Origin of the sequence: Agrobacterium sp. CCNWLW155, assembly GCF_036888815.1 — a bacterium.
GTDB lineage: Bacteria > Pseudomonadota > Alphaproteobacteria > Rhizobiales > Rhizobiaceae > Agrobacterium > Agrobacterium radiobacter.
The window spans coordinates 505495-526022 of sequence record NZ_JBAKFW010000002.1 but is presented as its reverse complement, the minus strand read 5'-3'; the positions used below and the strand labels follow the sequence as shown (position 1 = coordinate 526022).

Here is a 20528-nt window from a genome sequence, read left to right as displayed (position 1 = left end):
CTGGCCATTTTAAACCGCTTAGAACTTCGGCGCGGTCAAACCCTCTGCGCGATGGGCGGCGATGACGGTGTTGGCCATCAGCATGGCGATTGTCATCGGGCCGACACCGCCGGGAACGGGCGTGATGGCCGCGGCAACGGCGCTTGCTTCATCATAGGCGACATCGCCCACCAGCTTCGACTTGCCTTCACCTTTTTCCGGTGCGGGGATGCGGTTGATGCCGACATCGATGACGGTCGCGCCTGATTTCACCCAGTCGCCCTTCACCATCGCCGCCCGGCCGACCGCCGCGACGAGAATATCGGCCGTCTTGCAGACGGTGGCGAGATCCTTGGTGCGCGAATGCGCCATCGTCACCGTAGCGTTGGCATTCAGCAGCAGCTGGCCCATGGGCTTGCCGAACAGGTTCGAGCGACCGATGACAACAGCGTTCAGGCCAGAGAGATCATCGCCGTGAATGCCGCGCACCAGAAGCATGGCGCCGGCGGGCGTGCAGGAGATGAGACCGGTGGCGAGATCGCCGGTCGCGAGCTTGCCGGCATTCAATACGCTCAGACCATCCACATCCTTTTCGGGCAGGATCGACTGGATGATTTCATCGGAATTGAAGTGTTTCGGCAGCGGCAGCTGTACCAGAATGCCGTGAATGGAGGCATCGGCGTTCAGTTCGCCGACCAGCTTCAGAAGGTCACCCTGCGTGGTTTCTTCAGGCAGCGTGTGCTGGATGGAGTTGAAACCGCATTGCTTGGCCATCTTGCTTTTGGAGTTCACGTAAGCATGGCTGGCCGGATCATTTCCGACGATGACAACCGCGAGACCGGGCTTTGTGCCCTTTTCCGCCTCAAGCGCTTCTGCCGATTTGCGGACCGCCTCCGTTACCGAAGCCGCCTTCGCCTTCCCGTCAATCACAACTGCCATGCGTCCTGCTCCTGCTGGGTTACGTAGGCTCCGTATGGTGCCCCCTTCGCAGGAATGCAAGCTAAAATGCGGCGTTTTCAGGCTGTTTTGCGGTAGTCTTCGCGATGATCGGCGTAATCGGTAAGACGCTCTCTCAGGAACGCCAATTGACGTCGCAATTCCATCAGTTCCTCGGCTTCGGCCTGAGCATGATCGAAGCGCCCGGCAAGGGCTTCCGCCAGGAGCGGAGGAAGCCCGGAGGATACCGGATCAGCAGCCCTGACCGTGCGGCTGCCCATCAGGACCTGCCGCACACGCTCGTCCAGCGGCATATCGTCGTCGTCATTGAAGGCCTCGCCATAATAATCGGCAAAGCTGTCTTCCTCCGGCTCGATGTTACCCTCTGCGGCAAGATCCGGCAGATCTTCAAACACAGCCGGCTCGATCGGTTCGAATTCCGAAACCTGCAGAGACTGGACCGGCGGCTCGACGGAGGATGGAAGTTGCGCGCCGTCTTCGACGATCAATGCGCCCTCTTCTTCTTCGTCATGGCGACGGTAGCTCAGGAGATAGAGACTGCCCAACAGGCCAATTAATGCGCCGCCGCCCGTCAGCATGGCGGCCTGAGTCAGGTCGCGGGTCAATTCTCCCGGTGTTGCCTTCTTGGTCAAACGTGTTTCGACCGCAGGCGTGGCGGATGCGGACAGGTCACGGCGTTCGCTTGCCTCCAGATAGGCATTTCGCGCTGTTTCCAGTTCACCCTGTAATCTCGAGAATTCGCCGGAGGCGACACCGAGCTCGCTCAGGCGGTCTAGGTATTTCCTTTGCTCGCCATTGGCGGTCGCGACCTCCTGAACGATGCGCTTTTCATCCGCCCGCAGGCCTTCGAGCAACTGTCGCAATGCTGGGGCGGCAAGTGCCTGTGCCGCGTCCACGGCATTCTGGGCGGCGATGCTGCGGGGATGTTTCGGGCCATAATCGACCGAAACGGCAGCAAGCGCCATGCTGGCGCTCGCATGCTTCTGCCTGACATCCTCAAGCGCCGAAAAAGCCACGCCGGCCGGCAGAGGCTTCACAAAGACATCATTAGGCTTCAGGGCCGAAGCTGCCGTCAAATCAGCCTGGATGGACTGTTGCTGCGGGGTAATTCCGGCAAGCCTGTCGTTTACATCGCGCAGCTGCTGCTCAAGTTGCTGCACCTCGGACATCACGGCATCACCGTGACGCATCTGGAAACCGTTCAGTGCGGCTTCCGCCTCATCGAGCCTTGTCCGCGCCCTCTCCGTCTCGCGCATGGCTGGTGTCATCGTGCCGGCCTTGCCATCCGCGATCACGCGCATCGAAAGATAGTCGGTCAGCCGCATGGCGGTTTCCGGCGTCGCGGCCTTGCCGGTCACGATCAGCGTATTTTCATCCGGTGTCAGTTCCAGCCGGATCGCCTGGCCCACCGCACCGTTCAACGCCTCACGCGCGGACAGCGGACGCGCATCCGCGCCGGTCAGAAGGTCGAAAAGCAGGCCAAGCTCACCCTGATTGCGAACGCCGACCATATCGGCGGACTTCAGCTTGAGATCGGCGGTTATACGGTCGAGCCCGGAGGGTGAAAGCAGGGTGCGGCGTGCCATCGCCAGAAAACGGGCCGCGTCGGGGGCATCGTAAGCGGTCTGGGAGACCTCGATCCGGGCCTGCGAAACATAACCGCGAAAGCCGGAATCGATGAGCAGAAGCGGAAGGGCCGCCCCGGCAACGGTGGCGGCGGCGATGCACCCGGACGTCAGGAGCCGCAGCCAATGTCTGCGCCACTGCGATACGGGCGCGGCGACATCATCCTCGTCAGGGCGGATCGCCATCATGTCCGGATTGTCATCAACCATCTGAAGCCGTCTGCCGCCCTCGGTGCCGCCCGCCACGGGCGACTGTCAAAACCTTACGAGAGGTTAAAGGATCGTGGCAAACAAATGGTTAACGCGGCGCTTGCGGACGTTGTCTCAGCTCTTGCCGAGCGCGATGTGCCAGGGTTCGGCGCAGAGGCTGTAGAGCCAGCTCATGTGAAGCTTGCGGAAAATTTCCGGCATGCCGGCCACTTCCGATGACAGGACCTTGAACAGGGGCCCAACCGCGATGGTGACCCGCGCATTCTCGCGACTGACGGTGCGGTGCAGCCATGTCTCCTGGTTTTCCTTCAACATTCCCGCCAGCAGAACATCCACCTTAACGCCCGATGCATCGCGGTTCAGCATGACGAAATCGTGCCAGGGCGCGTGCGCCCGCAACTTGGCGAGAACCTCGCCGATCTGCGCCGCATCATCTCCCGCCACACCGATCCGCTTCGGCACCGCCATATAGGTCAGAAGCGCCATGGTGAAGGCGACGCCGTCGATGGCGGCAGGCAGAGGCTCGCCATTCTCGTTGCGCGCGGCGGCCCTCATTGCCTTGCCCTGCGGCAGAAGCAGGCAGCTTTCCAGAATCTGTCGGTAGGCATTGTCCTTGAGCGAAAGCTTGGCTTTTTCGGGAGTAAGAAAGGACAGCATCGTGTGCCCTTCACAGGCTGAAGCCCTGCCGCTGACCAATTCCAGCGCCCCATTCCAATCGAGATCACAGACGCGCAGTCCGTGGATATTCCGTTGCGATCCCGGCCGCGCGAAACCTGACGCGAAACTCATTGCCAACCCCCAATACCAAACCCATCGCCACCGATCCGAAGCATGGCCTGCGGGATGGTGGTTCATGGGTCTGTTTATACAGGTGCAGGTTGAATTTAGCTTGAAAGCAATCTCTCGAATGCTTGGGGATACGGCAAGAGACAATTAACCAGAAAGATGCTCCGCATCCTGCAGCCGGCCGAAGCCCCTCGCCCCTTGGCCATCAATGACTTGGCGCCGCAGCCGCTTCTTTTCCGACTTCGGCCTTCTCGCCCTCGACGAGCTTGACCGAGCGGGGCGTACCGTTACCGTTCTGCTCGCGAATATCGGCCTTCGACAGATAATCGAGCTGTTCGATCAGCACATCCTCGACCACCTCGTCATCAAGCCTCTTGTTCAGCCCCTCGCGGATGCGCTGCTTGAAGGCTTCGGGATCGAAGGTGGAGATGTTGGCAATGTTGACCATGGAAGAACCGGCGAGCAGCGTGAACAATTCGTCGGTCATCAGCTGCGTTGCCGGCAGCTCGATCTTCGCCATCTTGGTCTTGTCGACGCGGAGCGAAATCCGGCTGAGGAAATAGCCGTTCACCCCGCCGTCATTGATGACGGGGATCGTGATGCTTTCGCCCTTGACCAGTTGCAGACTGGCCTTTTTCGCCCCCGCCTCATCCGGCGCGGGCGCCGTCGCCAACTGGACGGAGAAATACACCGCGCCGAGCGTGACGGCGCAAACCCAGACGCCGGTGAGAAGAAGCTTCAACATCAGGAGGCAGCGCCGTACATGAACTGTTCCTGCGAATAGGTGCCGTCCGTATCGGCCTCCTGGATCGCGCTCTTCAAGAGGTCCGCAACGGCGCGAACCGCGTTCAGATGCGCCTCGACGCGGCTGGCATTGGTCGCAAGCTTGGACTTGATGCCCTTGACCTGTTCCATATAGCCAGCGGCGATTTCCTCGCGCGGCGTATCGCGGAACAGCATCGTCAGCTCATAAAGGCAACGGCTCTTATGGGCATTGGAGACCTTGAAGTCGAACTGTGGGTCCTTACCGATATTGTCGTTCTCATTGTCGATGATCATCTCAAGGCGGCCGAGAACGGATTGGATACGGTGGTCGTTCGACATAAGGTCCATGCTTGTCTCCTCGTTAAGGTTTTTCATTCTCAAGCCTCGTCTGTTTTCTCATTGGAAACACCGAGGACCTGCCGCTCGAACTCCGCCACCATCCGAATTGCAGCATTATGGTCTTTTTCATTCATCGATACGTCGGTAATACCTTTGCTTTCGGCCTTCCGCAGCGCATCCTTGTAAGCTTGTTCCGCAATGCCGACGCCGCCATTTCTGGAGATCGTGTCGGCAAACTGTTCGGCCATCATGCTTTTCCAGATCTCGCCGGCATTACCCTTGCCGTAAACTTCCTCGCTGTCTTTCGGCAGCATGTTGGCCACGAAGGTCTGGAGTACCGAGGCTTCATATTTGCGATAGGTTTCCGGGATTTCGGTGCGGGCCGCGCGGATATTGGTGTCGCCGAGGCCAGCCTTCGAGGAAGCGCCATCCAGCATGTCGACCGCGGCGCCAAAACCCTTGCCGGCATCGGCAAGGCTGGTCGCGGCAAAAGCCGCCTTGTTCGCCTTGAGTTTCTCCTGGGCAACCTGAACTTCCTGGGGATCCGCAGCGCGAACCACATCCATCACCAGATCACTTATCACCGATATCGCCACGTCCAGATCTCCCGAGCTGACGAATGGGCGGCACAGAAAGCCGGCACATCCGCTCAATCAAGAAACATCGCCGGAGGCGTCCTCAAAAACGCCCGCGATGCAACAATGGGACAGATTATGGATCGCCAACCTTGCTGGAGGCTGGTGTGTGGGAAACATTCGTAATTTCTAACAAATCATAGATTGCATTATCATCGGCCTCGCGATCCTCAAGATCGCGGGCAATATGCATCCTGTCCTCGAGCCTGTCGGCCTTGGTCTTTTCCTTCAGGACCTTGTTTTCCTGAAATTGCTGGACGCCTTCAAGCTGGCGGTCCTGGACAACGAGACGGCCGTAGCGGTCCGAATAATGCTTGGAGAATGTCTGATGCACCGGCTCCATGGAACTCATCGCCTCCAGCACGTTCTCCATGGATTGCGCCACTTCGGTGCGGGTGCGGGTGGTGTCGGCCAGCTCCACCTCGGCCATTTTCTCCATGTGCCGCTGAACCGTTACCAGACGTTTGAGTTTGGCCGAGCGCTTGTCCGAAGCCATGGCGTTTTCTCCCGATCAAAAGCCGATGAAGACCGGGCCGAAACCATCCACGAATTGCCGGATGAGGGCCGCGACCGACAGATAAAGCATGAAAATGCCGCCCGCGAGAATGAAGGGCGTCGATATGAAGAAGACCGGGATCTGCGGCGCAAGCTTGTTGATGAGGCCAACCGCGACGTTGAACATCAGGCCGTAAATCACGAAGGGGCTGGCGAGCCGCAGCATGATGGAGAAGGAGGCCCTGAGCGTATCAGTCAGCGTAATCAGCATCTTCTGGCCGCTGATGAGCGCGCCGACCGGTGTGGCGGTGTAGGAATCCACCAGCGCCTTGAGGACGATGTGGTGGAAATCGAATATGAACAGCACCAGCAGGCCGCCCAAGGTGATGAAGTTGGATATCTGGTTTTCCTGCACGTCTTCGATGACATCAGCACCGCCAGGCGCACTGAGGCCAATGGAAGCGCCGATGAGCGCGCCGGTAAACTGAAAACCCAGCGTGTAGAACCGCGCGATCAGGCCATACATCGAACCGATGACGACCTCGGTGAAGATGAGACCGACGACCGTGCCCTGGCTTGCGCCGGAGACTTTCGGATAGATCGTGTCCCATAGCACCGGCAGAAGCGCCATGGATACCGCGACGCACAGAAGCATGCGAATCTGCGGCGAGATGCGCGAACTGGAAAAGCCCGGCATGGTCATGAAACAGGCGCCGATACGGCAAATAGCAAGGAACAATGCGATAATTGTCCCTTGCGGGTCGGTTATCATGAAATGGCGCCCAGAATCTTGATCTCGAGACCCTTGGCAAGTTCCACATGCGAGAGAACCGGCAGGGTCGCAAAGAGTCGCTCGATAATCATGCGCACATAGGACCGCGTTTCCGGTGAGGTTACAAGGACAAAGGGCAGGCCGCGATCCATGAATTCACGGATAACTTTCGAGGCCTGCTCCGAAAACTCCTCGAGATGGCGGGGATCGATGTCGAATTCGACGATTTCGCCCTTCTGGTCACGCTTGAGCGCCTGATGGAAAACCATGTCCCACTTGTTGCCGAGACGCAGGACACGCAACACGCCATTGTCGGCCAGATCGCCGCAGAGCTGCTGCGACATGCGCACCCGCACATGTTCGACGATCTGTTCCGTCTTGCGCACATGCGGCGCGAGTTCTGCGACGGCTTCGAGAATGAGATGCAGGTTGCGGATCGACACGCGCTCGGCGAGCAGCAGTTTCAACACCGCCTGCAGGCCGGAATAGGACATATGCGACGAGCAAATCTCGTCGGCCAGCTTCTTGTATTCGGGATCAAGCCTGTCGATGAGGATTTTGACGTCCTTATAGGACAGGAGCTGCGGCAGGTTGTTGCGGATGACTTCGCTCAGATGCGTCAGCACCACCGAGACGTTGTCGATCGGGTGGAAACCTTCGCGCTTCAGATCCTCGGTGAAGGTTTCGAGGATGGAGACGGCGGGCATGCCGAAAGCGGGTTCGCGGATTTCGTCGCCCGGAATGCTCGGCTTGCGCCCTGCACCCGTCACGACAAGAACATCGCCGACGCGCAGGCTGCTGGAGGCGATGGTCGTGCCGTGGACGCGGATCTGATAGGCCTTTTCCGGGATCATGATGTCGTCGGCGACCTTGATCTCGGGCACCACGAAACCGTATTGGCTCGCGAATTTCTTGCGCATCTTGCCGACGCGGAAAGCCAGCTCCTGATGCGCGCCGAGAAGACGGGTGGAAACCTGCTTGCCGAGCGCCAATTCGATCTCGGCCGTCTTCAGCACCTGCTTGACCGAATCCTTTTCCGCCTCGGTGGTCTGGAGAACCTTGTTCTCCTCTTCCTGACGCCGCAGCGCGCTTTCGGCTTCCGCCTGGCGTGGAATATACCAGCTGCCGAAGGCCATGATGCCGCCGAGGAAGATGAAGGGCAGGAAGGGAAGGCCCGGAATGACGGCGAGCAGTCCCATCAACATGGCCGAGACCATCAGCGCGCGCGGATAACCGCTCAGCTGATTGACGACCGCCTGATCCGTCGAGCCGGCGGTGCCGCCGCGTGATACCAGAAGGCCGGCGGCCAGCGATACGATCAGGGCCGGGATCTGCGAGACGATACCATCACCGACCGAAAGCTTGACGAAGACGTCGGCCGCTTCGCCGATCGGCATGCCGTGGCGGAAATAACCGATGATGATGCCGCCGAAAATATTGATCGCGGTGATGATGAGACCGGCGATCGCGTCGCCGCGCACGAATTTCGAGGCACCGTCCATCGAACCGAAGAAGGAGCTTTCCTCTTCCAGTTCGCGGCGGCGGCGCTGCGCTTCCTTTTCGTCGATGATGCCGGCGGACAGATCCGCATCGATCGACATCTGCTTGCCGGGGATGGCGTCCAGCGTGAAGCGGGCGCCGACTTCGGCGATACGCGTTGCGCCCTTGGTGATGACGATGAAGTTGACGGTGATCAGGATCAGAAAGACGATGAGACCGATGACGAAGTCGCCGGACATGACGAGGCTGGAGAAGCCCGCAATCACGCCGCCGGCCGCCGTCGGCCCCTCATTGCCGTGGGACAGGATGACACGCGTCGTCGCAATGTTCAGCGACAGGCGGATCATGGTCGCGATCAGCAGCACGGTCGGGAAAGACGAGAAATCCAGCGGCCGCTGAATCCAGAGCGCCACCATGAGGATGAGCACCGAAAGCGCAATCGAAAACGCCAGGCCAATATCCACCAGAATGACCGGAATGGGCAGGAAGAGAACGCAGAGGATCGCCACAATGCCCAATGCGAAACCGATGTCTCGCATGCTCGGACTTACCTTGGGCAAGGAGATGACTGGTGGTTGCGCCATAAAATCGTCCTGTCTCTTCATGAGAAGGGCGACGGAAAAGCCGCCGCACGGTTCCGCGGCACCGGTTTTCGAAAAGCGAACGCAATTCGGCCCGATGCTTCAACCTATCCCTAGCCGCCGAAGCTTGCGCGAAGGTGGCATCCATAGCGGACGGGCGTCAGAAGCCGGATTGAATGCGGGAAAAGACGAGATTGGAAAAGAGTGATATCTGCGCGCCCACGAAGGGGGCGGCGACACCGAGGACAAGCATGATCGTGACGATCTTGGGAACGAAGGTCAGCGTCATTTCCTGAACCTGGGTCAGGGCCTGAATGAAGGCAATGACGACACCGACGATCATGGCGGCGAGAACCGCCGGACCGGCCGCGACGAGAACCGTCCAGACTGCCGCCTGCATGATATCAAGCGCATCGGCCTCGTTCATCGTCGCATCCTTATTCCGGAAAGGCGGCGTCATGCCGCCTCTTCAATATCAGGAACCAGCCGGTTTATTCGAATCGGTCCCGCCATCAGCTGTACTCTTGATTGGACCATTCGAGAAGGTCACGCCGGCCTGCAGCAGCACCTTGTCACCAGCTTCGGTGATGGCGACAACGCCGTCCGAATAGACCTGCACTTCCTTGACCACGCCGGTGACCTTGTCGTCGGAGCTCATGACGGTCTTGCCGACGAGATCGGACGCGCGCGTCAGGGCTTCCGCCTGCAGCATGCTCTTCAGGTGGGTGTTGGTCTTGATGGTCTGCTCGACCTGCGAGAAGCTTGCCAGCTGCGACATCTGCTGACCCGCATCCATCGGGCTGGTCGGATCCTGGTTCTTCATCTGGGCGATGAGGAGTTTCAGGAAGCTGTCATAGTTCAGCGAGGCCGCGTTCTTGTCACTGCTGCTCGCCCCGGCATTCGCCCAGGGGTTTGCCGCTGCCGCATTGACTGCATCTACCGCCATGGTGCGATCTCCTTGCGAATCTGTTCGATCGTTGCCGGGGTCATTTCCTGATTGTTGAGGATTTTTTCCTCGATCGGATAAAGACCGCGAATAGCCTTGAGGGCTTCGAAAGCCTTGCCTGACGCAACCAGCCCGTCGATCCGCTTGAGTTCCGCCAGAACCTCGTCATGCTGGAAGCAATTCAGCAGCATGCTGACCGACTTGCGGAACATGTTGGTCGACTGATCGCGCCCTTCCGGGTTGATGAGGATCATCTGCGCGATGAAATAAAGCTGTCTGAGCGGCGTCGTCGCCTGGTCGGGCTGCAGAACGTGGTTTTCAAGCAGGAACGTGACATCGTTCAGGAATTCAAGCGCCACCTTGCGATCCACACGCAGAACCGCGCCGTTGATGAAAATCTTTTCGCCCGATTTCAGCGAAATTCGAAGTGTACTTTTCATTTCAGTCCATCCCTGATGATGGTTGTCACGTCAATTATGCCCTGGAAATTCGTCGACTGACGTTTCCGGATCAGTTCGCACTCTTTCAAAATCCAGATCGCGATGGAGATCAGATTGGCTCTGAGTTCCATGGCCAGCTGGTTGTCGGGTTGCTTGAGATCCTCAATGAAGCGGATCCAGACCCGTCGAGTGTAAAAAAGTGCTTCGATTCGTGGGCCGCTGCGAGGAGGAGTCCCTTGCCTCCACCAGAAGGTCGATCGATTTGGTCAACGCCTGCCGCTCGCGATCTTTCGCGTTGGCGACACCATCCTCCATGATTTCGGCGTAGGAAAACTGGTACATTCATGTATCCTTTATCTGCCGCCACCTCTGTTCATCAGAGGTAGTTTACCAGACTCATTTTTTGCAGACGCGACGTGAGGCTGTATGCGATTTCAATCTGCTGCTGCAGCAGATCGAGACGGGTCTTCGCCTCGTAGGTATCGATCCCCTCAATATCCAGCAGATGCGTTTCGATGATCTTCTTCTGGGCCTCCAGCGAATCATTGGCTTTCGAGACACGGCTTTCGGAAAGACCGAGCTGGCTTTGCTGCTGGTTCAGACCGTTGATGGCGGTGCCGATATTGGTCACCGACTTCATCGCCACCATTTCGCGGATGCCGCTGTCCACCTTCGCGTCGAGGAAGGTCATGGACGTCATCGCGGTCAATGCGAAATAACGCATGCCCTGCGAATTGCTGTTGCTCGACGTTTCGACAACCTCGTTCTGGCTGATGCGGCTCGTCATGTTGGTGTCGCTCGCCTTCGAACCGAAGGTCGTCCAGAAATCATAGTTCTGGCCGGCCGTCAGGCTGCTATGCGGCGGGTTCGTGACCGTGGTCGTGCCGTTGAACACGCCTTCGATATGGGTCATGAACGCTTCGACCTGCGGTTTCGAGAGGCTGGCGAAATCACCCACCGGCGGCGTCTGCGCCGCCATGAATGCGTTCAGCTCCGTCTCATAGGCTTCCTTCAGCGGAGATCCATCCGCGAAATAGTCATCGACAGGCTTCACATCCGTATTGATGCCGGAGAACAGATACTCGCCATTGACCGCTGTATTGGCGAAGCTCGTGAAGTTGTTGAACGCATTCGAGATGGTCTGGGCGACCGTCGACAGCGTCGGTGCTTCACTGCTGGTATTGGGGACCAGAACCTTCTGAATCTCCTGCGCGGCCTTCGCCATGCCGTCCAGCGCAGTCTGCGAGGATTTGAGGCGTTGCGTTGCAATCGAATTGACGCTGACCAGCGAGGTGATGCGGTCGATATCGCGATTGAGATCGAGGCTGCGGGCGGTATTGGCGCCCAGCGTCACGCCGAGATCGGCATGCTTGCCCGTCGTCAGCTCGGTATTGAGATTGGTCATCTCAAGCTGAGCCTTGAGGATGGTGCTGCGCATGCTGTTCTGCATCGCCAGCGATGAAATGAATGACGTTTTCATCGTTTACCTCACCATGTCCATCAAGGACTTGAGCATTTCATCAACGGTCGTCACCAGTTTGGTCGCGGCCTTGTAAGATTGCTCGATATCCATGAGCAGTGACAGTTCCTCGTCCAGGCTGACCGCCGTGCTGTTCGAATAGGAAGTGGCGGAGCGCTCATAAAGCGCGCTTTTCGCTTCGTTTGCCGAAGTCGCGCCGGAACGTTCCTGTTCGAGCCACCCCATCGAGTTGGTGCCGTATTTCAGGATGCTGGTATTCGTATCGATACGTGTCGACGCGGCAAAATTCATGGGCGCGTCAAAAGCAGTGACATAGCTGCGGATCAGGGCGGAGAAACCGGTTCCACCCGATGTTGCGGTATTGATCACGTAATCGGTACCGTTGATACCGCCGTCACGCAACAATTCCGGATTGCCACCTTTGGAAATAATTAACGCCGGGTTGACGGTAATGCTGGCCGCGAGCCCCGGAGAGACAGTTCCGTCCGGCGGAATTGTTGTCGCCAACGGCGAACCGTAGGTGAAGAGGCCAGGCATGTCTGGCAGACCGCTGGTCGGGTCCGCGGGCTTTTCCGCAAACATGGTGATGAGGCCGCGCGCGATTTCGTCGAGCTGGCTCTGCATCGTCGGCGCCAGATCATCACGAACCTGCATCAGGCCCTGAAGCGATCCTTCCGCCGTTGTGTTGCTGCCGCTGCCCGCCTTCAGCGCTACGCCATCGACATAAATGGCGTTGCCCGTGGTCGTCGCATCGTAGCCCGGCTGCGTCTTGAAGGTCACGCTGCGCGGCACGATCTCGAACAGCGTCGCACCGTCAGTCGTATAAAGCGCCACATCGTTGTTGGGGCGATTGACGACATTGATGCCGATGATGGAGGAAATGTCCTTCAGAAGCGCTTCGCGCTGATCGAGAGCGTCGCTCGGATCGCCGCCGATCGCCGTCTGCGCCTTGACCTCGTTATTGGCTTCCTCGAACTTCGCGAGCAGCCCGTTCAGCTTGTCGACCTGGAGGGAGATTTCCTTGTCGGCGCGCAGACGCATCGCCTGCAATTCGCTCGAAGCCTTGTTCAGGGAACTGGCGACATCCGTGGCCGAGGTGACGGCCGTCGCCGCCAGAGCGGCATCGCTCGGCTTGGCCGCGTAAGCGTCCAGGCTTTTCAGCAGTTCCTTCATATAGGTGGCCGGCGAACTCTCGTAATCGTTGCCGCCGAAAACGCTCTTCATTTCCTGAAGGCCATTGAGCACGGTGCTCTGGCCGGAAGCAAGAGAAGAGCTGGAGATTGTCTGCCTGAGAAGACTTTCATTCTGGGCACGACCGTTGGAGACGATACTCGCTCCAGCCATGGTCGTGCCGAGAATGGCGGTTCGCTTGACGTAGTTCGCATTGCCGACATTGGCAATGTTTTTCGAGGTAACGTCCGTCTGCTTACCTGTATTATTGAAAATCGACTGCGCAGTATTCATTGCTGACGTGAGCGACATTCATCTGTCCTCGTGAGAAGTATTATCTCTTCAGATTGATCAGGACGTCCATCAAATCCGATCCAGTCTGGAAGACTTTCGAATTCGCTGTATAGATACGCTGGGATTCAATCATGTCGGTGAGTTCGCTGGCGATATCGACGTTCGACCCTTCCAGCGCACCCTTCTGGATGTAACCGAAGCTACCCGTCTGCGCGAAGCCGATGGTGACAACACCCGACTCGTTGCTCGGCAGATAGACGTTACCGTTCTGCGGGCTGAGGTTGTCGACGCTCGGCACCGTGGCCAATGCCAGCTGGTAGATATTGCGGCGACCGCCATCCTGATAGACCGCCGTTACCAGGCCGTCCTTGCCAATTTCGACGTCCTTGATCTGGCTCGGACCGTTGCCATCGAGAACTGCAGTACCGGGCGTAAACTTGGTCGAGAACTGCGTCATTTCAGACAGGTCGATGTTGATCGCCTGCGCCACGCCGCTGACCTGGTCATTGATCGTAATCGATTTATCCGAGGTGGGGGTGAGCTTGTTGGTAGCAGGATCGAATGTCAGCTCGACTTTCTCCTGAACAAGGTCAGTTATTGGCGTTGCCGTGTAGGGGAATCCGCCATTCGTCGACTGGTCCTGGCGGTAAACCGCCACTTCCCACGTATTGTCGTCAGTCTTGGTGTAGTAGAAATCGTAAAGTACCTTCGCACCGCCGCTATCGAATGCCGTCAACGAGGTCTTGTTGCCGAACGTCGCAGTTGCGGAGTTGGTGCCCGGAAGCGATGCCGCGGCCACAGCCGTATCGCCACGGTTAAGATTGGCCGGGAAGCTGCCCTGCGTGGAGGGCGATGCCGTCAGGCCGAAATTATTGACATTGATGGCTTCAAGACCCGTGAAGCCATTGACGACGGCCGCCGGCGGGTTGGAACCATAGGGGTAACCCATCAGTTGGAAGCCGGCCGCGTTTTCCAGGTACCCTTCCGAATTCTTCTGGAACGAACCGGCGCGCGTCAGGTAAGGCGTGCCCGATCCATCCTGAACCACGAAGAAGCCGTTGCCCTGAATGGCAAGGTCGGTGCTCGAGGTGGTGTAGGAGAGGTTTCCCTGCTCCGAAATGCTGTAGCGAACATTGGACTGTACGCCGCCCGAGGCGTAGCTGCCCGATGAGGAGGGCAGAACGAGCGAGGAGAACGACGTGGATGCACGCTTGTAACCGGTGGTGCTTGCGTTGGCGATGTTGTCGCCCACGGTCCCCAGCTTGTTCGCCTGCGCATTCATGCCGGACACACCGGTTCGCATAGTGCCGAAAATACTCATTCAAAAACCCTCGTGGTCATCTTTCAGGGAGAAGGTAAAGCGTTTGGCTTGCGTGAAGCTGTCGGAAATACCGCGTTTGAAAAAGACCACGCGGGTCAATGAAAATCATTGCCAATCAATGCTGTAGCCGAGGAACCGCTTGGAATCGACCGGATCGTAGCCAAGCTTCTTGCGCAGCTTCTTGCGCAGCTTGCTGATGTGGCTTTCGACAACGTTTTCTTCGACGTCGTCATCAAAGATGCCGTAGATGGCATTGAAAATCTGCGCCTTGGAAACGCGGCGTCCGCGATTGGCGATCAAATATTCGAGGATACGACGCTCGCGGCGCGGCAAGGGAAATACCTCGCCACCCACTTCGGGGTCGCGGCCGTCGGAGAAAACCCGAATCGGCCCCGCATCTGTGAAGTTCGAGATGACCTGCAGCCGGCGGCGGATAGCCGCCGCACGTGCAAGGATTTCACGGGGATGAACCGGCTTGCGCACGACGTCGTCGACGCCGCTGTCGAACAGCGCCAGCGTGGATTCCAGCGAGGGTTGGTCGCTGACCGCGATGACAGGCGCCGTCGTGCGATCCCTGATCGCCTTCGGCAAAGCAAAGCTCCGGTCGCCCTGGCCAATCAGGAAGGCTTCCACAGCCGCCAGATCGCTTTCCGCCGCCGTCGAGACCCACTCCCCGAATTCGACCGGATCGAACCCGGTCGAGGGAATGCCCTCACGCCCAAATAGAGATGTATAGCCGTCTTTAACGAGCTCGCGCTCATCAACCACTACGATCATTCGTCCGCCTCCGAATCAGTGTGGTGTTTTCCAATGAGGCATTGGTACGAATCGGGGGATTCAGCGACAACTGTAGGAAATCATCGATAGTTATTAATAATTGATTAACCATTTTGTGCCGATTTGATCTATATATAGTGGGTATTAACCATATATGGCACAAAATTTTTGTGTAGAAATTTCAAAATTCCGAAAAAACCGCTTGAAATGCCTTTTTTCGATCAATCTATCGCCACATTTCGAAATACGAGTCCTGCGGTGCCTAAAAGCAATTTCAGGTTGTCATCCGTCGCAGAAATTTTTCGCGTTGGGAGTCCATTTCCCGTAGCCCGTCGCCACCAGATTGGCGATGACGCGGCAGACATATTTCTTCTGCGCCGGGTCATTGTTGGGGCCGGCGTGATAACGGGCGACCGCCATGGTCCAGGTTTCATGCCTGTTGTGAAGGTTGCGAAGGAACATGGCGGCATATTCCACATTGCGACGCGGATCGAACATTTCCCGCGGGGATGAGAAGTTTTCGCCGTGGAAATAATGATTTATCTGCATGCAGCCGAGGTCGATCAGCTTGGCGCCGTTGCGCTTCGCCGCATCGAAAGTCATCAGGGCTTCCTCGGTGGAGGTCGCAAATACCGGTTTTCCCTCGATATTCATGGCATTGGGGTCGAGCCTCCCCTTGCGGCCCGTCTCGGTCAGGCCCACCGAATAGAGAATTCCCTCCGGCACGCCATATTTGCGTGCCGCCGACTGGATCTCTCTTTCACAGACGCCTGATGTCGCCGAGGCCGACGCGTTTTCAGAGGTAGACGCCATTGTCAGCAGAAGAACGGGCAGAGCCAGGAGCGCCATCCATGCCTTCATTATGCACCCCCAAATTATCGCCATTGCCTTGCCGACTGCCCCGTGCTCCGGACTCGTCACGGTTGCGCCCGGCGGCGGCCTGCTGGCCCTGCTGCTGCGCCTGCTGATTTTGCTGATTGTTGCCCTGTGTGCCCGTTTGGTCACTCTTGTCGGAAGAAGCGATGCTGATGGTGATGTTATCGACCGTCAGACCCTGCGCCTTGAGACCCTCAAGGATGTTCTTGCTGTCGTCCTGAAGCTTTTTATAGGCTGCAACGCTCTCCACCGTCATGTGAACAGCAAGCTCGTCACCGGCAAGACGCAGCGACATCGTCACCGATCCGAGCTCGATCGGCGTCATGTGCAGCTTCAGCGTATGCACGACCTTGCCGGTGCTGCTCTGGGCCGCCGCATTGGAAAGCGACGAGCCGGGCTGCATGGCGCTCACCCATTCCGGATCATTGACGATCAGGCCGGTCAGGGCCGAAGCGTTGGTCGAAGGCGCCAGACCGATGAAACGCCGCGAATCGAGGACCATGATGGTATCTGCCGCTTTGCCGGTGCTTTCCCGTGCATCGAACTCGACACGGCCCTCACGCTGCACCGTGCTCATATCGAGAGCCCGGGCCGCGCCCGAACGCGGAGACGAGAAACGGAATGCCGAGGCATCGCCTTCGTTTTCGGAAGCCGAACCCGCCTCGTTACCGGCAGGTGCAATGCCTGTCGGCGTGTCCTTGACCAGATGCTCGGCCTTGCCCCGGACAGGTTCAGCCCGGTCTGATTTCACCGTGTCGGTCTTGCCGGCAATCGCCTGTGCAATTTCCTCAAGCGGCGTCTTGGCTGTCGCCACATCGGCGGCGTTGGCCACAACCAGCTGCAGTTCCGCCAGCTTTGGATCGATCACATCGGCTACCGTCTCGGCGTCCTTGTCGGTGTCGTCCTTGAGCTTCTTGCCGGTTTTGCCGTTCTCGGGTGTGCGGGCCGTTTTCACGGCGTTCTGAAACTCGGCCAAGGTCTCATGGGCACGACCTTCGCCGGCATGCTCGTTGACGATCGCATTCAGAAAGGTTGCGGGCCGCTTGACCGGGACATCCATCTTTTCCGCCTCGCTATCAGCCTGTGCCTGCTGTTCTTCAGCCGGGTTCTTGTCCTGCTGATGCCGCGAATGCAGCGCCTGCGGCGGCCGCTCGTCCCGGACCGTGGAAAGGGCATCGCCGAAACTGCCGCCCTTGGCGTCGTCCCTGACGCTGGCGCTGCCGGCGCGCGGATCGGATGGTGGCGCATTCATTATCGCGTTGATGGTTGCGTCGATCATGGTGCCCCCTCGCCTTTCTTCAACAGGCTGTCGATTTCATCGAGCTTGCTACGGCCGCTCGTCACGAGTTGCCGGACGTTATCGCCCTCATCGTCAGCCTTCTGGGTTTCGACCCGCCATATGCTCTTTGCATCAGCAGCGGTCGCCTCGTTTTCGGGCGCATTCCGCCCGGTATCCTTCGTGGCCGCAGTGTCTGCACCGACACCGGACTGCAGGGAAGGAGGACGAACCACCTGCTCTGCGATCGCCCTTGCCGCCTCCCGCAGGGCCCTGTCCCTATCCGAAAGCTGCGCTTCGGGGATTTGCCCGATTGTCTCGATCGCGCTCACCACATCTGGTGTGCCGATGTTGGAAAGGCTTTCATAGAGATTTGCCTGGACTTCGGGCTCACCCGGCAGCGACGGAGACAGCGCCTTCGCCTTCAACGCCGCCATACGCGCCAGCGAATCCTTGCCGCTGATCGCCGCGAGGCGAGAAAGGCGCAGATAGGCTTCCTTCTGCCTCTCGGTATCCATCATGGCGAAGGTTTCCTGTATCGCCTCCTCACCGATGGAATCGGCGCGTTTGACCACCAGCGAGACCAGAAGGTCGGCAAACTGGCTGGCATAGGGCGAATGCAGGAAGCGCCGCGCATAACGCTGCGCATAGTCGACGCCGCGCGCAGCATCGCCGTCTTCAACCGCGATAGCGAGCGAGCGGCGCAGTGCCGCCTCCTCAACGATTGTGCCGGGCGCTTCGAGCCGGGCTATGTCGTAAAAGCCGAGTGCAGCCAGCGGATCGCGCGGTATCGTCACATTGCCGCCGATCAGCGCCAGATAGGCGCCAATCCGCTTGCCGCGATATTCAGGCACCATGGCCGCGATGCTCTGTGCGACCAACGTTCCCTTGCCGGACAGGTATTTGCGCAGGATATCGGCAACGCGGCTATCGAAATTGCCATCCACATCACGCGCGACCAGCAATTCCAGCGTCGCCGGGTTGCCGCCGCTCATCGCATAGATGAGCGCCGCATCGACATTGCGCGGATCCTTGAAGATCGCCGAGGGCGCGCTCTTCAGCCGCTCATCGATCGTCTGCAGCAGAAACCGCTGCATTTCAGCGGCGGAATGGTCGCCCATGGCCACCGAATCCTGCACGAACTGCAGGGAGCGCAGCATGGCATAGGGCATCAGATTGTCTTGCGACTGCGAAAACGCCTTGCTCGGCTCGGAGCCGAGACCGCAAAGCGTCGCCGCAAGAAGGAGCCAGCGTTTCGAGGTTTTCGTCACACTCACCCCCGATCGGCCTCAAGCAGAATTTCGATGCGGCGGTTGGCATCTGCCAGAGGGTCCGCCGGCACCTGCAATCTGCGGTCCGCGAAACCCGAGACCTGCTTTACCCGCTCTTCCGACAGGCCGCCGCGCACCAGCATGTAATAGGCGCTGTGCGCACGGTCCATGGAGAGCCGCCAGTTGTCATTGGCCTCGCCCTTGAACTGCCGTCCGTCGGTATGGCCGCGGATCACCACGCTGCCGCCCCGCTCCTGAAGTAGTTTGCCGATTTTTTCCATGGCCAGAACCATTTCGCGGCGGGGAACAGCCGATCCGATATTGAACATCGGCGTTTCCGTCTGGTCGGAAATGGTGAGCAGCAACCCGCCTTCGGCCGGCGTCACCACCAGACCTTCGGAAAGCTTACCGGTAATGCCTGAGATCTGCTTCTCGATTTCCTCGCGCAGGGTATCGGCCTTTTCCCACTCGGCATCGCTGGCCTTTTGCTGCTCCGGCTTGGGCTGAGAAAGCGCTGCCTGCTCTGCGGCATCCGGACGCTGCTGCGGCACCACGGCGGCGACTTCCATCGGCTTGCCGTCTTCCGCCTTTTCGGCCGGTGTCTCGGACGACTTAAGCGCGACCGCCTGAGCGTTTTCGGCCGCATCCTCCTGCTTGTTCTCGGCGAGTTGCTGCTGTTCAACCGGTTTCTGCGGCTGATCGGCGCGGGTGATTTTCACCTGCTGGGTCCAGAAATCGGGATCGAAGGGATCGCGATAGGCTTCGCCGCCGCTAGCGCCCGTCGCCGGGCCGGAATCGGCAGCGCCGCCCTCGCCCTTGGCGCTGACATTGGCCTGCTGCCCCACCTGCTGGGCAATTTCGGCCAGCACGGAATAGGGATTTTCGAAAAAGTCCGCTTCAGAGAAATTTGACTGCTCACCGGTCTGGGAGGTCAGGTCTTCGCCCGTCGCCGCGGCGGAACCTTTGGTGACCTTTTCAGCCTGGATGTTGGACTGGTCTTTCTTCTGGACGCCCTCTTCCTTATCGACAGGCTTTTCCAGCCCCTTGGACGAGGGTTTCTCATCGGACAGCTTGATGGGATTGAAATAGCTGGCGACCGAGGCCTTGGTTTCCTCGTTGGCGGCATTGACCAGCCACATGACGAGGAAGAACGCCATCATCGCCGTCATGAAGTCGGCATAGGCGATTTTCCACGCACCGCCATGGGCGCCATCGTGCCCGCCCTTGTGGCGCTTGACGATGATGATCTCGTTCTTGCCGTGGTGGTGGTTCTCGCCTTCACTCATTTCATCACCTTGCGAAGACTGGACGCCCAGGCTGACATGCGCGTCACGAACACGCTTTCACCCAACTCGACGGAAAGATCGATATCGGTGGTCTCGGTAAATTTCATCGTTTCTTCTTCAAAGCCCGGTTGCGTCTTCAGCCGCTCGAACAGATCTTTCGGACCCTTCACGACAAGCGTAACCCCTTCGCCATCCGGCATGGCGGCGCGCACCACATCCGCCAGCGCCGTAACCGCCTTGAGCGACAGCTTTTCCGTCAGGAGGGGGGCAAGGATATTGGCTGTCTGTTCGCTGAGATTGGCCGCGATCGCGTCGATACCCTCGCGCAGACCACGGGACAGGGACGCCGCAATTTCTTCAAGATGGCCCGAACGCAGGGTCTCCAGCTCGGCCGCATGGGCAGCGATCAGCTCTTCCCGCTCCGCCTGCATCTTCTCGGTGATCTCGCGGGTGGCGTCTTCGCGGCCGCGGTCGTAGGCCGCCTGTTTCTCGCTCTCCACGTCAACGGGGGCAAATTCGTCGAAAGCGGAAGCGCCATCGGCAAAACCGGACAGGAAATCGTTGTCGGCCAACGGGTCGCCGAAGGCCGGCGCCGCCGATTGCGGTTGCGCTTCACCGAAGTCCTTGAGAAACCGTGCAATGGACGCGCTCATGCCTGCCTCCGGCAAAACAGGAGAAAGGGGCCAGACATGTTTTGTTGCCCGCGCGAATCGCAAAAGCCTCGCCGCATTTCCAGACGGAAAACCG

At 58.8% G+C, this 20528-nt stretch carries 21 protein-coding genes and 1 pseudogene; all 22 read right to left on the bottom strand.

The genetic code is table 11. The features are described 5' to 3' along the window. Window positions 1-18: 18 nt before the first annotated feature. Window positions 19-918, bottom strand: coding sequence for a bifunctional methylenetetrahydrofolate dehydrogenase/methenyltetrahydrofolate cyclohydrolase (locus tag V6S97_RS11140; RefSeq protein WP_020813066.1), 900 nt, complete (start codon window positions 916-918; stop codon window positions 19-21). Window positions 919-995: 77 nt separating this feature from the next. Continuing rightward, window positions 996-2771: a hypothetical protein gene (locus tag V6S97_RS11135; protein ID WP_112978360.1), complete on the bottom strand. Its 1776-nt coding sequence runs from the start codon at window positions 2769-2771 to the stop codon at window positions 996-998. A gap of 114 nt (window positions 2772-2885) precedes the next feature. Then, entirely contained in the window at window positions 2886-3560 is a 675-nt protein-coding gene (locus tag V6S97_RS11130) for a WecB/TagA/CpsF family glycosyltransferase (protein WP_334426795.1), read from the bottom strand. A gap of 202 nt (window positions 3561-3762) precedes the next feature. Beyond that, window positions 3763-4302 carry a flagellar basal body-associated FliL family protein gene (locus V6S97_RS11125; RefSeq protein WP_003503346.1) on the bottom strand — a complete coding sequence of 180 codons (540 nt, stop codon included), beginning with the start codon at window positions 4300-4302 and terminating at the stop codon, window positions 3763-3765. Continuing rightward, window positions 4302-4670: a hypothetical protein gene (locus V6S97_RS11120; RefSeq protein ID WP_003503347.1), complete on the bottom strand. Its 369-nt coding sequence runs from the start codon at window positions 4668-4670 to the stop codon at window positions 4302-4304. The genes V6S97_RS11125 and V6S97_RS11120 overlap by 1 nt, the downstream gene beginning before the upstream one ends. A 29-nt stretch (window positions 4671-4699) precedes the next feature. Beyond that, window positions 4700-5257 (bottom strand): rod-binding protein, encoded by a 558-nt coding sequence (locus V6S97_RS11115; protein ID WP_003503348.1) that lies wholly within the window; start codon window positions 5255-5257, stop codon window positions 4700-4702. A gap of 115 nt (window positions 5258-5372) precedes the next feature. Then, window positions 5373-5792, bottom strand: coding sequence for a hypothetical protein (locus tag V6S97_RS11110; RefSeq protein WP_003503349.1), 420 nt, complete (start codon window positions 5790-5792; stop codon window positions 5373-5375). Window positions 5793-5807: 15 nt separating this feature from the next. Continuing rightward, the gene (gene fliR, locus V6S97_RS11105; protein ID WP_003503350.1) at window positions 5808-6563 is read right to left on the bottom strand and encodes a flagellar biosynthetic protein FliR; all 756 of its coding nucleotides are present in this window, start codon (window positions 6561-6563) and stop codon (window positions 5808-5810) included. Next, window positions 6560-8647: a flagellar biosynthesis protein FlhA gene (flhA, locus tag V6S97_RS11100; protein ID WP_003503351.1), complete on the bottom strand. Its 2088-nt coding sequence runs from the start codon at window positions 8645-8647 to the stop codon at window positions 6560-6562. Before flhA ends, fliR begins: the two co-directional genes overlap by 4 nt. A 157-nt stretch (window positions 8648-8804) precedes the next feature. Continuing rightward, window positions 8805-9071, bottom strand: coding sequence for a flagellar biosynthesis protein FliQ (gene fliQ, locus V6S97_RS11095; protein ID WP_003503352.1), 267 nt, complete (start codon window positions 9069-9071; stop codon window positions 8805-8807). Window positions 9072-9119: 48 nt separating this feature from the next. Continuing rightward, window positions 9120-9590 (bottom strand): flagellar hook assembly protein FlgD, encoded by a 471-nt coding sequence (flgD, locus tag V6S97_RS11090; protein ID WP_003503359.1) that lies wholly within the window; start codon window positions 9588-9590, stop codon window positions 9120-9122. After that, complete coding sequence (gene flbT / locus V6S97_RS11085) at window positions 9581-10030, bottom strand: flagellar biosynthesis repressor FlbT (protein WP_003503362.1); 450 nt, start codon at window positions 10028-10030, stop codon at window positions 9581-9583. The genes flgD and flbT overlap by 10 nt, the downstream gene beginning before the upstream one ends. Continuing rightward, window positions 10027-10372, bottom strand: a pseudogene (gene flaF / locus V6S97_RS11080) (flagellar biosynthesis regulator FlaF). The gene flbT and the pseudogene flaF overlap by 4 nt, the downstream one beginning before the upstream one ends. Before the next feature lie 34 nt (window positions 10373-10406). Then, a complete protein-coding gene (locus V6S97_RS11075; protein ID WP_020010439.1) occupies window positions 10407-11510 on the bottom strand; it encodes a flagellar hook-associated family protein in 1104 nt (367 codons plus the stop codon). A 3-nt stretch (window positions 11511-11513) separates the two neighbouring features. After that, entirely contained in the window at window positions 11514-12992 is a 1479-nt protein-coding gene (gene flgK, locus V6S97_RS11070) for a flagellar hook-associated protein FlgK (RefSeq protein ID WP_003503368.1), read from the bottom strand. Window positions 12993-13014: 22 nt separating this feature from the next. Continuing rightward, entirely contained in the window at window positions 13015-14295 is a 1281-nt protein-coding gene (locus V6S97_RS11065) for a flagellar hook protein FlgE (protein WP_003503378.1), read from the bottom strand. Between the two features lie 105 nt (window positions 14296-14400). Next, window positions 14401-15072, bottom strand: a complete 672-nt coding sequence (locus tag V6S97_RS11060; RefSeq protein ID WP_003503381.1) for a response regulator transcription factor — start codon at window positions 15070-15072, stop codon at window positions 14401-14403. 282 nt (window positions 15073-15354) lie between these two features. Next, a complete protein-coding gene (locus V6S97_RS11055; RefSeq protein WP_209787732.1) occupies window positions 15355-15921 on the bottom strand; it encodes a lytic transglycosylase domain-containing protein in 567 nt (188 codons plus the stop codon). Then, on the bottom strand, window positions 15869-17227 hold the full coding sequence (fliK, locus tag V6S97_RS11050) for a flagellar hook-length control protein FliK (RefSeq protein WP_003503385.1): 1359 nt from the start codon (window positions 17225-17227) through the stop codon (window positions 15869-15871). Before fliK ends, V6S97_RS11055 begins: the two co-directional genes overlap by 53 nt. Further along, window positions 17224-18501 carry a chemotaxis protein MotC gene (motC, locus tag V6S97_RS11045; RefSeq protein ID WP_003503386.1) on the bottom strand — a complete coding sequence of 426 codons (1278 nt, stop codon included), beginning with the start codon at window positions 18499-18501 and terminating at the stop codon, window positions 17224-17226. Before motC ends, fliK begins: the two co-directional genes overlap by 4 nt. Then, on the bottom strand, window positions 18498-19781 hold the full coding sequence (locus tag V6S97_RS11040) for a MotB family protein (RefSeq protein WP_003503388.1): 1284 nt from the start codon (window positions 19779-19781) through the stop codon (window positions 18498-18500). The genes motC and V6S97_RS11040 overlap by 4 nt, the downstream gene beginning before the upstream one ends. Beyond that, window positions 19778-20434, bottom strand: a complete 657-nt coding sequence (locus tag V6S97_RS11035; RefSeq protein WP_060726030.1) for a hypothetical protein — start codon at window positions 20432-20434, stop codon at window positions 19778-19780. Before V6S97_RS11035 ends, V6S97_RS11040 begins: the two co-directional genes overlap by 4 nt. Between the last annotated feature and the right edge of the window lie 94 nt (window positions 20435-20528).

Coding starts and splice junctions, on each gene's coding strand:
- V6S97_RS11140 (WP_020813066.1), bottom strand. CDS start 918: ATGGCAGTTGTGATTGACGGGAAGGCGAAGGCGGCTTCGGTAACGGAG.
- V6S97_RS11135 (WP_112978360.1), bottom strand. CDS start 2,771: ATGGTTGATGACAATCCGGACATGATGGCGATCCGCCCTGACGAGGAT.
- V6S97_RS11130 (WP_334426795.1), bottom strand. CDS start 3,560: ATGAGTTTCGCGTCAGGTTTCGCGCGGCCGGGATCGCAACGGAATATC.
- V6S97_RS11125 (WP_003503346.1), bottom strand. CDS start 4,302: ATGTTGAAGCTTCTTCTCACCGGCGTCTGGGTTTGCGCCGTCACGCTC.
- V6S97_RS11120 (WP_003503347.1), bottom strand. CDS start 4,670: ATGGACCTTATGTCGAACGACCACCGTATCCAATCCGTTCTCGGCCGC.
- V6S97_RS11110 (WP_003503349.1), bottom strand. CDS start 5,792: ATGGCTTCGGACAAGCGCTCGGCCAAACTCAAACGTCTGGTAACGGTT.
- fliR (WP_003503350.1), bottom strand. CDS start 6,563: ATGATAACCGACCCGCAAGGGACAATTATCGCATTGTTCCTTGCTATT.
- flhA (WP_003503351.1), bottom strand. CDS start 8,647: ATGGCGCAACCACCAGTCATCTCCTTGCCCAAGGTAAGTCCGAGCATG.
- fliQ (WP_003503352.1), bottom strand. CDS start 9,071: ATGAACGAGGCCGATGCGCTTGATATCATGCAGGCGGCAGTCTGGACG.
- flgD (WP_003503359.1), bottom strand. CDS start 9,590: ATGGCGGTAGATGCAGTCAATGCGGCAGCGGCAAACCCCTGGGCGAAT.
- flbT (WP_003503362.1), bottom strand. CDS start 10,030: ATGAAAAGTACACTTCGAATTTCGCTGAAATCGGGCGAAAAGATTTTC.
- V6S97_RS11075 (WP_020010439.1), bottom strand. CDS start 11,510: ATGAAAACGTCATTCATTTCATCGCTGGCGATGCAGAACAGCATGCGC.
- flgK (WP_003503368.1), bottom strand. CDS start 12,992: ATGTCGCTCACGTCAGCAATGAATACTGCGCAGTCGATTTTCAATAAT.
- V6S97_RS11065 (WP_003503378.1), bottom strand. CDS start 14,295: ATGAGTATTTTCGGCACTATGCGAACCGGTGTGTCCGGCATGAATGCG.
- V6S97_RS11060 (WP_003503381.1), bottom strand. CDS start 15,072: ATGATCGTAGTGGTTGATGAGCGCGAGCTCGTTAAAGACGGCTATACA.
- V6S97_RS11055 (WP_209787732.1), bottom strand. CDS start 15,921: ATGGCGCTCCTGGCTCTGCCCGTTCTTCTGCTGACAATGGCGTCTACC.
- fliK (WP_003503385.1), bottom strand. CDS start 17,227: ATGATCGACGCAACCATCAACGCGATAATGAATGCGCCACCATCCGAT.
- V6S97_RS11040 (WP_003503388.1), bottom strand. CDS start 19,781: ATGAGTGAAGGCGAGAACCACCACCACGGCAAGAACGAGATCATCATC.
- V6S97_RS11035 (WP_060726030.1), bottom strand. CDS start 20,434: ATGAGCGCGTCCATTGCACGGTTTCTCAAGGACTTCGGTGAAGCGCAA.